Origin of the sequence: Asticcacaulis solisilvae, assembly GCF_052327315.1 — a bacterium.
Classification (GTDB): domain Bacteria; phylum Pseudomonadota; class Alphaproteobacteria; order Caulobacterales; family Caulobacteraceae; genus Asticcacaulis; species Asticcacaulis solisilvae_B.
The window spans coordinates 2,030,259-2,043,821 of sequence record NZ_CP166196.1; the positions used below are offsets into that span (position 1 = coordinate 2,030,259).

The following is a 13,563-nucleotide window of genomic DNA, read 5'->3' on the forward strand; positions in this document are numbered from 1 at the left end:
ACCGGGAGATTTCCATGACCAGACCTTTACACCGCGCCACCGCGTGTTTCGCCGGGCTCGCCATCCTTGCCGGTGGCCATGCCATGGCCGCGCCGCGCACGATCCAGCTTCTGCCCGATGCGCCGCCGCCGGAGACGGCGCGGATCGTCGAGCGCCCGATCAAGGACAACGACGTCTTCTACATGGGCACGCTGGTCGACGGCACCCATACCACGGTTGCCGGCGGGCGCGGGTCGCTGGCCGTGGGCCTGATGTTCGGGCCGCTGGGCGTGGCGGCCAATGCGGCCCATGCCCACGAGGTCAATGTCGAGCGCAGCAAGACGATCGACGGCCTGGTGCATAACGATACGATCGCCGCCTTCAAGGCGATCCGCCAGGCGTCGCAGCCCGCGCCCGCGGATACGCGCGCCTATGAGCTGGTGCCGATCGTGCAGGTCATGTTCGAGGACGACAAGACGTTCCGCATGGGCTGCATGGTTACGGTCACGCTGGCCAATCCGGGCAAGCGCGACTGGCGCGCCCGCTATTCGGTGCAGTTGCCGGGCCGTTACGACAATTCGTCCTCGGCCTCGCTGGACGCCGCCGCCCAGACCGTCGCGCCGTGCCTGGCCGAAGCCAACCGCCTGTTCGAAGTCCAGGCCCGGGGCGGGCTGGTGCTGGGGACCCGGACGCAGCCGGTCGAGATAAACGGCAAGACGGTGCAGATGCTGGTGGCCGACGCCGAATATCCGGCGCACGCCGTCATTCCGGATATGCTGGGCGCCGCGGAATGGCCCCTGCCTGTCGTCGACAAGCCTGTGCCGCCCTGTGCCTGCAATGGAGCGCCTAAGCCGGAAACGGGGGCGGCCGCCGGAGGATGATATGAGGGGGGCGGCGCCCGATATGGGTTCCGCCTTGACCGCTTACCCGCGAAGGTGCAGAGGACTCCCCGAAAACCCCGCGTGGCTGGGGTTGGCCGACGCCATGACGCAGGCCGCGTAAATGTCCCGTACAGTCCATCCATTCCAGGCCGCAGGTACCATCATGCCCTTGCAAATCAACGACGTCGCCCCGAATTTCACCGCCGAGACCACCGAAGGCACCATCGATTTTTACGACTGGGCGGGCGATTCCTGGGTCGTGCTGTTCTCGCACCCCAAGGACTTCACGCCGGTCTGCACGACCGAACTGGGCGCCGTGGCGCGCCTGAAGCCGGAATTCGACAAGCGCGGCGTCAAGGTCATCGGCCTCAGCGTCGATCCGGTCGACAACCATGCCAAATGGGCTCAGGACATTGCCGAAACCCAAGGCACCGCGCCCAACTATCCGATGATCGGCGACACCGAGCTGAAGGTGGCCAAGCTGTACGGCATGCTGCCGGCCGACACGGCGGGCACGTCGGAAGGCCGCACGCCCGCCAACAACGCCACCGTGCGCAACGTCTTCATCATCGGCCCGGACAAGCTGATCAAGCTGTTGATCGTCTATCCGATGACCACCGGCCGCAACTTCCAGGAAATCCTGCGCGTGATCGATTCCATGCAGTTGACCGCCAGGCACAAGGTGGCGACGCCGTCCGACTGGAAGCAGGGCGAGGACGTCATCATCACCGGCGCCGTGTCGAACGAGGAAGCCGATACCCTGTTCCCCGGCTACAAGACGCACAAGCCCTATCTGCGCACCACGAAACAACCGGCGTAGGACGGGCGCACAAAGGTGCGTTAATACAGATATTTGTGAAATATAGCTGAGACGGCGGATCGGGTTTCCCGGTCCGCCGTTTTTGTTTGCCGATGGCCCATATTATCCTGTTATAAAGAGGCCATTATAGGGGTATATGACTGCCGGGGCCCTCAATTGCCGCCAAGCATGGTCCAGGCGTCGTGCGCCATGTCCGAAGCCTGGTCCAGCCAGCTTTTCGGCTGCGCTTGCGGCTGGGGCGCGGCCTGGGCAGTCTGGGCGACCGGCATCTTGCCGATGGCCACGGGAATGCCGTCGTGACGCGAAATGGCGGCATCGACCGCGTTTTCATCGACCTGCGCGCCTTGGGCGGTCAACTGGTCGAGACGCTGTTTCAACGCCTGGACCGCCGGATCGGCCTCGGTGAGGGCGGGCGCCTGGGCGAAGCTGACGATCTGCGTCGCCTGCTGGCGCGTCGGCGTGACCTGGATATAGAGGGCGCCGTTCTGCTGGCCGAGCGTGATCGGCGAATCCACCACGGTCACGGTTTCGCCGACGGGCGTGGCGGCGAACAGGGCGGCGATGTCCTCAGGATAAAGGCGGATACAGCCGTGGCTGGACGGCTTGCCGACGCTGGCAGGGTTGTTGGTGCCGTGGATCAGGTAGCCCGGCCAGCCGAGATTCATCGCATATTTGCCGAGCGGGTTTTCCGGTCCGGGCTGCATCTTGTCGGGCAGCTTCGGGTTTTCGGCGCGGATCGAGGCGGGGACGGTCCAGACCGGATTTGCGCGCTTCTGGACGACCCTGGTCGTGCCGGCGGGCGTGTCCCAGCCTTCGCGGCCGACGCTGATCGGAGCGCTGAAGACGCGGCCGTCGCCCATGAAGCGATAGAGGCGCAGTTCGGCCAGGTTGACCACGATGCCCGTGCGCGTACCCATGGGCAGCATATGGCGGCCGGGAATGGTCAGAGTGATGCCGGGATGGATGGTGGCGGAGGTGACGCTGGGGTTGGCGGCCAGAAGCTCGGTCAGGCCGACCTGGGTCTTGCGCGCGATGGCCGACAGGTTGTCGCCGGCGGCCACCGTATAGGTGGTTTCGGTCCCGAGAAGATCGCCGTCGGGACGCGACTGGGCCAGGGCCGGCGGAGCGAAGGCAAGAAGGAAGGTCGTTGCCATAAGAAACTGAAAACGCGGAGACATTTTTGAAAACCCAATCATACTGCCGATGATCCGAGGGTAGGCAGATGAGCGGTGCGGCGCGACGGGGATAGGCACGCCGGAAAGTCAAAATACGATGCGACAGAGGTCATTGACGCGGCGGCCGCGCAGAGGCACCTTGGGCGAAGATACCGGGAGGGGACCATGCCGATATTTGCCGCCGCCGCCATGATGGCGATGCTGGCTTCGCAGCCGAAGGCCGCCGAATACGGCTACCGGACGGTCGGCCGCGTGCAGCGGTACGAAGAGGTCGAAACCGAAAACGCTATCGTCATACCGCATGAGCGGCACCAGTGGCCGGGCATCTACTGGGAAGCCGGGTTCAGCGGCCGCACGCTCTGGATCGATTTCTACGACACTTACAACCGCTTCCGGCTGATCGTCGACGGGAAGCCTTTTGCCATTATCGACAAGCCGGCCGGGCCTTACAGGATTTCCCTCAACACGGCCGGCAAGCATACGGTCCGGCTGGAAAAGATGACCGAAAGCCAGGACTATGCCGGCACGTTCAGCGGGTTTGCGGCGCCGCGCGCCAAGGTGTGGCCGACGCCCGCCCGGGCGCGCCAGATCGAGTTCGTCGGCGATTCCGGCGTAGTCGGTTATGGCGACATGTCGGAGACGCGCGATTGCACGGACGAGGAGCACCGCGTGCGCACCGACGTCCACGCCGCCTGGGGCCCCTTGACGGCGAAGCATTTCAACGCCGATTACGAGGTCAACGCCTTTTCCGGCTTCGGCGTGGTGCGCGCCTATGGCGGCAATTTCCCCAAGGCGCCGCCGCTGCCGGAGCTTTACAAGTACGCCCTGTTCGAAGGCGATCCGCGCCCGCCGGTCGACGATTCCCAGTGGCACCCGCAAATCATCGTCATCGAACTGGGCGGCAACGACTTTTCCGCGCCGGTCAAGCCGGGCGAGAGATGGGCGACGGACGATGCGCTGAAGGCCGATTTCGAGGCATCCTATGTCGCCTTCGTCAAGCGCCTGCAAGCCGCCGATCCCGGCGTCTTCGTCCTGCTGGCCGAGGTCCAGGGGCCGAAGGTGCGCGAGGAGGTCGAAAAGGTCGCGGGCCTGCTCAGGGCTGAAGGCAATACGCGCGTCGATACCTTCCACGTGCAGGATTTCGAGCTCAAGGGCTGCGACTGGCATTTCGATGCCGCCGATCACCAGCGGATTTCACAGGCCCTGATCGGCTATATCGATGCTCATCCGGAACTGTGGCAGGGACGATAACGGCGGCTCACATAGGTTGCATGTTACGCGGTTGTATACAACCATTGATACATTTTTAACCACACGGAAAGACAATGGCTGCGGTTCCAAAAAGGGACCATAGACATGTAGCAAGTTGCGTATAGGACCTGACGGGGGCCGCTGTACGCCATCGCGGAGGTTCCGATGGCTCTTTCATTTCCATTTCTTTCGCAGTCCAACGGCGCCGAGGCCAATGAGGCCCGCGCCATCGCAAGCGCGATGAACACCACCCAGGCGGTCATCAGCTTCGACCTGAAGGGCACTATCCTCCACGCCAACGAGAACTTCCTCAAGGCGACCGGTTATGCCCTGGACGAAATCGTCGGTAAGCCGCACAGCATCTTCCTCAACCCGCGTTGCCTGTCGACGGCGACCTATCGTGAATTCTGGGAAGACCTGCGCGCCGGCACGCCGCGCACCGGCCAGTTCCGCCGCAGGAACAAGCAGGGCCAGGACATCTATATCGAGGCCGCCTACACGCCCGTGCTCGACAACCAGGGCCGCGTCGTCAAGATCATGAAGTTCGCCTACGACATCACCGAGCGCAAGCTGCGCGAACTGGACACACGCGGCAAGATAAACGCCCTGTCGCGCGCCCAGGCGGTCATCGAGTTCGACCTCAAGGGCAATATCCTGACGGCAAACGACAACTTTCTCGGCGCCATGGGTTACGGCCTGGACGAGATCGTCGGCCGCCACCACAGCCTGTTCGTCGATCCGGCGGAGAAGGACAGCGCCGGCTATCGCGACTTCTGGAAGCGCCTCAACGACGGTGAATTCTTTTCGGCGCAGTTCAAGCGCATCGCCAAGGGCGGGCGCGAGATATTCATCCAGGCGACCTACAACCCCATCCTCGACAATGACGGCAATCCGCTGAAGATCGTCAAGTTCGCCACCGACGTCACCGAGCGTGCGCTGAGGGACGCCGACTATTCCGGCCAGATCCAGGCCATTTCCAAGGCGCAGGCGGTCATCGAATTCGACCTGGACGGCCGCGTGCTGCGCGCCAACGACAACTTCCTCGGCGTCATGGGCTATAACGAAGCCGATATCGTCGGCCGCCACCATTCGATGTTCCTGCGCGCCGAAGACCGCGACAGCCCGGCCTATGCCGAATTCTGGGAGCGTCTGCGCAGCGGCGACTATGTGGCCGGCGAATTCCGCCGCGTGGCCAGAAACGGCGGCGACGTCTTTATCCAGGCGTCGTACAACGCCATCCTCGGCCTCAACGGCAAGCCGTACAAGGTCGTGAAATACGCCAGCGACGTGACGGCGCGCCGCAATGCGCTGAACCGCACCACCGAACTGTCGCATTCGCTGCAGGAACTGTCGGCGGCGGTCGAGGAGATGGCGGTGACCGGCCGTTCGATCGCCGACACCGTGTCGCAGACCAAGGGCTCGATTACCGAAGCCACGATGGGCCTGGCGCGCGCCAACACCAATGCCCGCGACCTGGCCAACGCCACCGTGGCGATGAACGGCATCGTCGACATGATCACCAACATCACCGGCCAGATCAATCTGCTGGCGCTCAACGCCACGATCGAGTCGGCGCGGGCGGGCGAGGCAGGCCGTGGCTTCGCCGTCGTCGCCACAGAGGTCAAGAACCTGGCCAACCAGGCGCGCAAGGCGACCGAACAGATCGCCGCCGAGATCAGCGCCGTGCGCTCCAGCTCGGAAAACGTCGTGTCGGCGCTGGACGCCATCGGCCAGACGGTCGAAAGCGTCGAACACCAGATCGTCTTCGCCGCCTCGGCCGTCGAGCAGCAGAGCGCCACGTCGCAGGACATGGCCAGGAACATGCAGGTGGCGTCGAGCGAGGCCGAGACCATCGTGCGAGCGGCGTAAGCGTCCGCAACAAAGGGGCGGGGCGTCAGGACGCCTTGCCCTTCGCGGCCCTGTAATCGCGTTCGGCCAGGGTCTTCATGTAGCCGAGCACCCGGACGTGGATGCGGCGGGTGACGTCTTCGGCCCACAGGTTGAAATAGCCGGCCGGGCGGACATGCAGCCTGTACCAGCTGGTGGCGACGATGGTGGTCGTGCCGTCGGCATTGGGCAGCAGGTCGATTTCCCCGCGATCCACGGTCATATGACCAATGATTTCAGGATTTTGCGGCTGTTTCGTGATGTCGAAGACGAGGCGCTTGCCGGGCTCGAGCACGGCGATGCGTTCCTCGAAGGCCTGGCCGCCCGAGAACTTGCAGTCGCGGCGGGCCCCGACCGCCTGCACCGGCGCCACCGAATGGGTGGGATAGGGCAGGCCGATCGACCAAAGCCAGTATTTCGGCGGCGTGGGATTGTCGGGATAGTCGACGACATAGCGCCAGACATAGTCCCGCGGCGCGGCCACCACCACGCTGTCGGAAACGGCGTAGGCCGCGTTGGGGGCGGGTCCGGACGCTTCGGCGAAGGCCGCCAGGGCCAGCAGCGGCATCAGGCTGACCGAGGCCTTGCCCGCGCCGGCGATGCGCACGATCACCCGGCCGATGACATAGCCCACGGCCAGGATGGCCCACAGCAGGGGCGCGGCCATGATCACGCACAGGACGCCTTCGCGCAGGATGATGGCCGCGGCCAGGACGTCGAGCACCCACAGGAAGAAGACGGCGGTGATGCCGTCGATCCAGGATCGCTTTGCCGCACCGTATTTCAGCGCGCTGACAAAGGCCTGCACCGCCGGCATCAGCAGGATCAGGCCGACCGTATAGCTCCATACAGGGTTTCCGTAGGTCAGGACGCTCAGGTCGCCACGGTGCAGGGCCAGGGCGGCCAGGTACGGGATGAAGATCAGCAGCCAGCCGCTGACCGCGCCCCACAGGATGGGCCTGCCGGCGAAGATGCGCCATTTGCGTGGCGGCGTTTGCGGCTGTTCGGACTCGGTCATGCTGTTCCCCCGGATTGCCCGTCCCCGTTTTCGCGAAAAATGGGGAGGGGACCGCCCGGAGCGATAGCGAAGGGTGGTGATGGGGTTTCTTGTGTTCTTTGCCTCGCCGGTGCTTCGAAAAGGAAGCAAGAAACCCCACCACCACATCTCACCGTATTCGCGGCTCGTGCGGTCCCCCTCTCCATGCTTCGCATGGGGAGGTGCGGGAGTATCGATGCAAATCGATGAGTCCGCAACCTATCGCCGTGTCATCGTCCGGATTCCGCCTTCGGAAATCCGCATGGTCACGGGGACGTCGAACAGGGCCGTCAGGGTTTGGTCGGTGAGCAGGGTGTCCGCCTCGCCGAAAGCGAAGATGCGGCCGTCCTTGATCATGGCCATCGTGTTCATGCCCGGCAGGATTTCCTCGAGGTGATGCGTCACCATGACCACGGTCGCCGTCTTCATCACATGCGTCAGATAGTCGAGGAATTCGCCCTGGGCGGCGATGTCAAGGCCCAGCGACGGCTCATCGAGCAGGATCAGCGCCGGTTTCAGCACCATGGCGCGGGCGATCAGAACCTTGCGCATCTGGCCGGTCGACAGGCGCTGCAACGGTTGATCGGCGACGGCGTCGAGGTGCATCAGCGCCAGCGCATGACCGGTCGCGTCGCGCTGTTCGTTCGTCATGCCGTCGCGCGGAAAGAAGCCGTAGGTGCCGAAGACGCTCGACGCCACCGCGTCGAACGCGGTCAGGGTGCCGACATCGAGCAGGTGTTCGGCGAACTTCATCGAGACCAGCGAGATCGCCTGGCGCAGCTCGGTCTGCGTCCAGCTGTCGCGCCCCATGAAGCGGTTGACCGGCGCTTCGCCCTGGCCGCGCGACGGGTAGAGTTCGCGCATCAGGAGCCGGATCAGGGTCGACTTTCCCGAACCGTTGGGGCCGATGATCGCCGTGTGCTGGAACGGCGCGATCTTCAGCGTCACCCGGTCGAGGATGGTGCGGTTGCGGAAGACGCTGCAGTTTTCGAGGTCGATCAGCCAGTCTGTCATGGGGTAGCGCCATGCCGGGCGCGGACGGCGCCGTCAAGGCTGAATCGGGCCTGGCACGGCGCTTGCTTCGGAGAGGACAAGGTTAAGCCATCGTCTCCAAACTGGATTAACGGCCATGCACCACGATCGTCTGCTTGTTCGCCTGTCGAAGCTCATGCCCGCGGCGTCCGCCGCCGCGCCGGAGGCTGACGGCGCGCCGTCGCTGTACGACCAGCTTCGCGCCGAAGCCGATGCCGGCAGCATCGACGCCTGCGTGCGCCTGGGCCGCATTCACGAAGGCGGCTGGCTGGGGCGGCGCGCCGAACCGGCCACCGCCTATCGCTACTATTTAAGGGCGGCGCTGACCGAACACGCCGAGGCGCAGTACCGGCTGGGCGTCATGGCCTGGCACGGCCTGGTCGAGCTGCCCGATCCCGTGGGCGCCTGGATGTGGCTGGACCTGGCGGCGCGCAACGGCAGCGCCGAGGCGGGGGCTGCCCGCGACACCGCCGCGGCGGGCTTTTCGCAGCGCGACTGGCGGACCGCCGAGGCCCTGATCGCGCATTGGCCGCGCATCAAGGCTTCGGACGGCCGGCTGCTGCACTTCTATCGCGGCCTTTTGCAATAGTTCAGGCCGCGCGCAACGGACCGATGATGTCGGTCGGGCTGCGGCTGTCGTCGTGATACCAGTGGCGGCCGGTTTCGGCGTCCCATTCCATCGCGCCCAGTATGGCGCCGTCGCGGCCCGAATGGGTGCAGCCGACGGCGATGTCGCGGCCTTCGTAATTGGTGCGGATGGCCAGGACTTCGGCGCGGGCGCCTTCGCGGGTCATGTAGAAGCCGGGTTGCAGCGGCTGGCGGGGGTGATGGTGGGCCATGTGTCTATCTTTCAACAGGTAAGCGGTAGGCGGAGATCAGGGTTTCGCGGAAGGCCGGCGTCAGCCACATCTCGGCGGCGGCGCGGCATCGGCGGACGGTGAACATCCGCGCGCGGGGATCGTCGATGCCGTCGCCTTCGGTCAGGACGGCCATCAGCCAGTGGTCGCGGTCCATCAGGACCAGCAGGTCGCCCGGGACGGCGGCTTCAAGCCCGATGGCGACGAAGGGCAGGCGGCCGCCGTGCCGTACCCAGTCCGCCGGGATGTCCTGGCCGGTCAGGGCGGTGACCAGGGTGACGCAGTCGAAGCAGGCCGCGCGGTCGGGCGACGAGATGAAAGGGTGTCCGGCAAAGGCCCTGGCGGCGTCTACGATACGGAGGCCGGGCGGGACGGGGGTTCTGAAACGGAATGTAAGGGCGTTCATGGCTACGGGTCTCCATGAACAAAACGGGTACATTATGTGTCGAACTTAGTCAATGCAAAATGTACCCATTTGGGTGGGTACGGAGAATGCGGCATTATTCTCCGCGGAATGTGCGGAGAATGGCCGCGCCGTCCCCGGCGTCGCTTGACAGCCCGTGCACAATCATAATCAAATCTTTATACGGGTTGGGCCTATGGCTTGTGTCATCCATATGCAGCCGCTCGCAGACTTTCCGGGGACCTGCGCCAATCATGACCTTCAAGGCTTCGACAAGGCGTTACCGTGCCGTACTCTGACCCGTCGCCGGCCGCCGGCCCGTTTGCCGCCGCCATAGCGCAGTCGGGCGGAGACTGCGGACGGTTGATTGCCGCGCGCGACTGGTCCGGCACGCCGATGGGCGACCTGGCCGCCTGGCCGCAGAGCCTCAAGACCATATTGAGCTTCCTGCTGTCGTCGCACGTGCCCATGGTGGTGCTGTGGGGCGAGGCCGGTTTCCTGCTGTACAACGACGGCTATGCCGCCATCGCGGACGCGCGCCATCCCGAAATCCTGGGCATGCCGGTGCGCGAGGCCTGGCCCGAGGTCGCCGAATTCAACAGCCATGTGCTGAAGACCGGGCTCGACGGCGGCCGGCTGACCTACAAGGACCAGCCGCTGTCGCTGAACCGCACCGGGCAGCTCGAGGCCCTGTGGTTCGACATCGACTATTCGCCGGTATGGACCGACGACGGGCGCCCGGGCGGCGTGCTGGCCATCGTCACCGAAACGACGCTGCGCATGCGCGCCGAGCGGCGGGCGGAGGCGGAACGCGGGCGGCTCCAGGCCATGCTGCACCAGATGCCGGGCTTTGTCGCCATGCTGGACGGGCCGAACCACGTCTTCATCTATGCCAACCAGGCCTATGAAACGCTGGCCGGCGACCGGCCGCTGATGGGCCTGAGCGTGCGCGAGGCTTTTCCGGACCTGGTCGGGCAGGGTTTCTACGAGCTGCTCGACCAGGTCTATGCCTCGGGCGAGCCCTATGTGGCCTATGGCGTGCCGGTCGAGCTGGCGGCGGGTCTGCGCCATATCGACCTGCTGTACGCACCCATCCGCGACGCCGCCGGCGCGGTCACCGGTATTTTTGTCGGCGGCTACGACGTCACCGAGCGCAAGCAGGCCGAGGTCGAGTTGCGCTACGCCAAGGAACAGCTGGAACTGGCGCAGACGGCCGGCGGCATCGGCATGTTCTCGATCGCGCCCGGCAGCAACGACATCATGGTGACGGATGAGTTCTGCCGCATCTTCGGCGTTGCCCCCCGGCCGGTCTGGTCGGCCGACGACATCGCGCCGCTGATCCTGGCCGAAGACCGCCATATCCACGCCGATCGCGGCCGCCGCGCCACCGGCGATACGCCACGCGACGTCGTCTACCGCGTCCGCCGGGCCAGCGACGGCGCCGTGCGCTGGATCGCGCGCCGGGCGCAGTTCGTGCCGGACGGCAGGAGCAAGGGGCCCGGCCAGATGATCGGCATCGTGCAGGACGTGACCGAGCGCCGCCACGCCGAGATCGACCTGACCGCCGCCCGCGACGCCGCCGAGGTCGCCAACGTCGCCAAGAGTGAGTTCCTGGCCAATATGAGCCACGAAATCCGCACGCCGATGAACGCCATTGTCGGTCTGTCGGCGCTGCTGGCGCAAAGCGAGCTGAACCCGAAGCAGCGCCAGTTCGTCGCCACCCTGCAATCCAGCGCCGACGCCATGCTGTCCCTGATCAACGACCTGCTGGATATCTCCAAGATCGAGGCGCGCTCGGTCGAGCTGGAGCGCATCCCGTTCAACCTGGCGGCCCTGGTGCGCGAGGTCGCCGAGATGACGGCGGTGCGGGTGCGTGAAAAGGGCCTGAGCTTCACGGGGGAGGGCGACGGCGTCGAGTTCCGGACCTTTGTCGGCGACCCGTCGCGCATCCGCCAGATCGTGCTCAACCTGTGCACCAATGCGGTCAAGTTCACCGAAACCGGCGGGGTGCATATCTCGATCGCCTCGGGCCCCGGCGACAGGGTGCGGATGTCCGTGACCGATACCGGTATCGGTATTCCGGCAGCCAAGCTCGACACCATCTTCCATAAGTTCACCCAGGCCGATTCCAGCGTGAACCGCCGCTTCGGCGGCACCGGGCTGGGCCTGGCGATTTCGAAGACCCTGGCCGAGCTGATGGGCGGGACGATCACCGTGGTCAGCCGCGAGGGCCGGGGCTCGACCTTCACGCTCAGCCTGCCGCTCACCGCCGCGCCGCCGGGCCTGGCCCTGGCGCCCGCCGGGGCGGTCGATGCCGTCATCGCCGGCGCGGTCGGCCGCCGGAAAGCCCAGGCCGTGCTGCTGGTCGAGGACCATGAGCCCAATGTGCTGGTGGCGAAGTCATTCCTGGAAAGCTTCGGCTACACGGTCGACAGCGCCGCCGATGGACGCGAGGCGCTTGAGCGGATCCGGGCGGGCGCCTATGCCGCCGTGCTGATGGACGTGCAGATGCCGGGCATCAACGGGCTTGAGGCGACGCGCCTGGTGCGGGCGCTGGAGCGCGAAACCGGCCGCCGCCGGCTGCCCATAGTCGGCATGACGGCGCATGCCATGACCGGCGACCGGGAACGCTGCCTGGCGGCCGGCATGGACGACTATATCGCCAAGCCGTTCAATCCCGAACAACTGGAAACCGTGCTGCGCCGGCTGCTCAGCGACGCGTGACCATGGCGCCGGAAGGCTGGCGCCGGAAAACTGGCGCCGGAAAACTGGTGATCGCATTGCGCATTGACATAGGGTAGGGGGGTATCCTATTTTCGGGCCATGTCACACGCCGAATCCGAAAAACAGAAGATGCTGGCGCGCGTCCGGCGCATCAGGGGCCAGGTCGACGCCATAGAGCGCGCCTTCGAGGCCGAGGCCGACAGCGAAAAGATCATGCACCTGATCGCCGGGGCGCGCGGCGCCATTTCCGGCCTGATGGGCGAAGTGGTCGAACACCACATCCGCCATCATCTGGTCGATCACCTCAAGCATCCGGGCGCGCTCGACGCCGACGCCCAGGAAGCCCTGATCGACGTCATCCATACCTATGTGAAGAAATAAGCCGATGAACGACTTCGCGCACCTCCTTCAACAGGGCGCCGGCAACGCCTGGCTGTTCATTCCGTCGGCGATCCTGCTTGGGGCGCTGCACGGGCTGGAACCCGGCCACTCCAAGACCATGATGGCGGCCTTCATCGTCGCCGTGCGCGGCACGATATGGCAGGCGGTGCTGCTGGGCTTGTCGGCGACCGTGTCGCATACGGCCATCGTCTGGCTGATCGCGCTGGGCGGGCTCTATATGGGGCAGACCTGGAACAGCGAGGCCATCGAGCCCTATTTCCAGGTGGTGTCGGCCGTGATCATGCTGGGCGTGGCGCTGTGGATGATGTGGCGGACCTGGTCGTACGCCCGCGGCGGCCACGGGCATCATCATCACGGGCACGATCATGGCCACGATCACGGTCATGATCATGGCCACGACGAAACCCGCCGCATCGACACCGGCCACGGCTGGGTGCGTCTTGAGATTTTCGAGGACGGTCAACCTCCGCACTTCCGGCTGTATCGCGAAAGCGGTGCGGACTGGGCGTCGAACGACGTGACCGTGGAAACCGTCCGCGAGGGCGGCAAGCGCCAGGTCTTCCATTTCGTGCAGAAGGACGGCTTCCTCGAGTCGGGTCTTCCGATCCCCGAACCGCATGACTTCAAGGCGACCCTGGTCCTTGGCCACGGCAATCACAGCCACAGCTATGCGCTGACCTATGCCGAACACCATCATCACCACGAACCCGAGGCGGGCTTTGCCGGTGCCGAGCCCTATGCCGACGCCCACGAACGCGCCCATGCCGAGGATATCGAGCGCCGTTTCGCCGGACGGGCGGTGACCACGCCGCAGATCGTCATGTTCGGCCTGACCGGCGGGCTGATCCCGTGTCCGGCCTCGATCACCGTGCTGCTGTTGTGTTTGCAGCTCAAGCGCATCGCGCTGGGAGCGACGCTGGTCCTGTGCTTCAGCATCGGCCTGGCCCTGACCATGGTGGCGTCGGGCGTGCTGGCGGCGGTCAGCGTCCGTCATATGTCTAAGCGCTTCAAGGGTTTCGGGCAACTGGCCAACCGCGCGCCCTATCTGTCGGGCGGCCTGATCGCCCTGGTCGCCCTCTATGTCGGATGGACGGGGCTCAAGGCCTTGCTGTGACG

General features: G+C 65.4%; 13 protein-coding genes. 8 read left to right on the forward strand and 5 right to left on the reverse strand.

Annotation, left to right across the window (positions count from 1 at the left end; translation table 11 throughout):
- Nucleotides 1-14: 14 nt before the first annotated feature.
- Together AB8717_RS09485 and AB8717_RS09490 are read left to right on the forward strand one after the other, a co-directional pair.
- A complete protein-coding gene (locus tag AB8717_RS09485) occupies nt 15-860 on the forward strand; it encodes a hypothetical protein (protein ID WP_443750788.1) in 846 nt (281 codons plus the stop codon).
- Nucleotides 861-981: 121 nt separating this feature from the next.
- Complete coding sequence (locus AB8717_RS09490) at nt 982-1,680, forward strand: peroxiredoxin (protein ID WP_443750789.1); 699 nt, start codon at nt 982-984, stop codon at nt 1,678-1,680.
- 152 nt (nt 1,681-1,832) lie between these two features.
- Here the strand turns inward: AB8717_RS09490 and AB8717_RS09495 are convergent, their stop codons facing one another.
- On the reverse strand, nt 1,833-2,834 hold the full coding sequence (locus AB8717_RS09495; protein WP_443750790.1) for a L,D-transpeptidase family protein: 1,002 nt from the start codon (nt 2,832-2,834) through the stop codon (nt 1,833-1,835).
- Nucleotides 2,835-3,020: 186 nt separating this feature from the next.
- On the opposite strand from AB8717_RS09495, the gene AB8717_RS09500 reads away from it, so the two are divergent.
- Together AB8717_RS09500 and AB8717_RS09505 are read left to right on the forward strand one after the other, a co-directional pair.
- The gene (locus tag AB8717_RS09500; RefSeq protein ID WP_443750791.1) at nt 3,021-4,106 is read left to right on the forward strand and encodes a GDSL-type esterase/lipase family protein; all 1,086 of its coding nucleotides are present in this window, start codon (nt 3,021-3,023) and stop codon (nt 4,104-4,106) included.
- 165 nt (nt 4,107-4,271) lie between these two features.
- Nucleotides 4,272-5,975: a PAS domain S-box protein gene (locus AB8717_RS09505; protein ID WP_443750792.1), complete on the forward strand. Its 1,704-nt coding sequence runs from the start codon at nt 4,272-4,274 to the stop codon at nt 5,973-5,975.
- A gap of 25 nt (nt 5,976-6,000) precedes the next feature.
- Here the strand turns inward: AB8717_RS09505 and AB8717_RS09510 are convergent, their stop codons facing one another.
- Together AB8717_RS09510 and AB8717_RS09515 are read right to left on the reverse strand one after the other, a co-directional pair.
- Nucleotides 6,001-7,011, reverse strand: a complete 1,011-nt coding sequence (locus tag AB8717_RS09510) for an SRPBCC family protein (protein WP_443750793.1) — start codon at nt 7,009-7,011, stop codon at nt 6,001-6,003.
- A 237-nt stretch (nt 7,012-7,248) separates the two neighbouring features.
- Nucleotides 7,249-8,043: an ABC transporter ATP-binding protein gene (locus AB8717_RS09515; protein ID WP_443750794.1), complete on the reverse strand. Its 795-nt coding sequence runs from the start codon at nt 8,041-8,043 to the stop codon at nt 7,249-7,251.
- Nucleotides 8,044-8,158: 115 nt separating this feature from the next.
- Here AB8717_RS09515 and AB8717_RS09520 point away from each other — a divergent pair, with 115 nt between their 5' ends.
- Nucleotides 8,159-8,650 (forward strand): tetratricopeptide repeat protein, encoded by a 492-nt coding sequence (locus AB8717_RS09520; protein ID WP_443750795.1) that lies wholly within the window; start codon nt 8,159-8,161, stop codon nt 8,648-8,650.
- A 1-nt stretch (nt 8,651) separates the two neighbouring features.
- On the opposite strand, the gene AB8717_RS09525 is transcribed toward AB8717_RS09520, so the two are convergent.
- Both AB8717_RS09525 and AB8717_RS09530 read right to left on the reverse strand, forming a co-directional pair.
- Nucleotides 8,652-8,900, reverse strand: coding sequence for a hypothetical protein (locus AB8717_RS09525; RefSeq protein WP_443750796.1), 249 nt, complete (start codon nt 8,898-8,900; stop codon nt 8,652-8,654).
- A 4-nt stretch (nt 8,901-8,904) separates the two neighbouring features.
- The gene (locus AB8717_RS09530; protein WP_443750797.1) at nt 8,905-9,324 is read right to left on the reverse strand and encodes a hypothetical protein; all 420 of its coding nucleotides are present in this window, start codon (nt 9,322-9,324) and stop codon (nt 8,905-8,907) included.
- Nucleotides 9,325-9,606: 282 nt separating this feature from the next.
- Here AB8717_RS09530 and AB8717_RS09535 point away from each other — a divergent pair, with 282 nt between their 5' ends.
- From AB8717_RS09535 to AB8717_RS09545, 3 genes are all read left to right on the forward strand, one after another.
- Nucleotides 9,607-12,045, forward strand: a complete 2,439-nt coding sequence (locus tag AB8717_RS09535; RefSeq protein WP_443750798.1) for an ATP-binding protein — start codon at nt 9,607-9,609, stop codon at nt 12,043-12,045.
- Nucleotides 12,046-12,144: 99 nt separating this feature from the next.
- Nucleotides 12,145-12,426 (forward strand): metal/formaldehyde-sensitive transcriptional repressor, encoded by a 282-nt coding sequence (locus tag AB8717_RS09540; protein WP_443750799.1) that lies wholly within the window; start codon nt 12,145-12,147, stop codon nt 12,424-12,426.
- 4 nt (nt 12,427-12,430) lie between these two features.
- A complete protein-coding gene (locus tag AB8717_RS09545) occupies nt 12,431-13,561 on the forward strand; it encodes a nickel/cobalt efflux transporter (RefSeq protein WP_443750800.1) in 1,131 nt (376 codons plus the stop codon).
- Nucleotides 13,562-13,563: the final 2 nt, after the last annotated feature.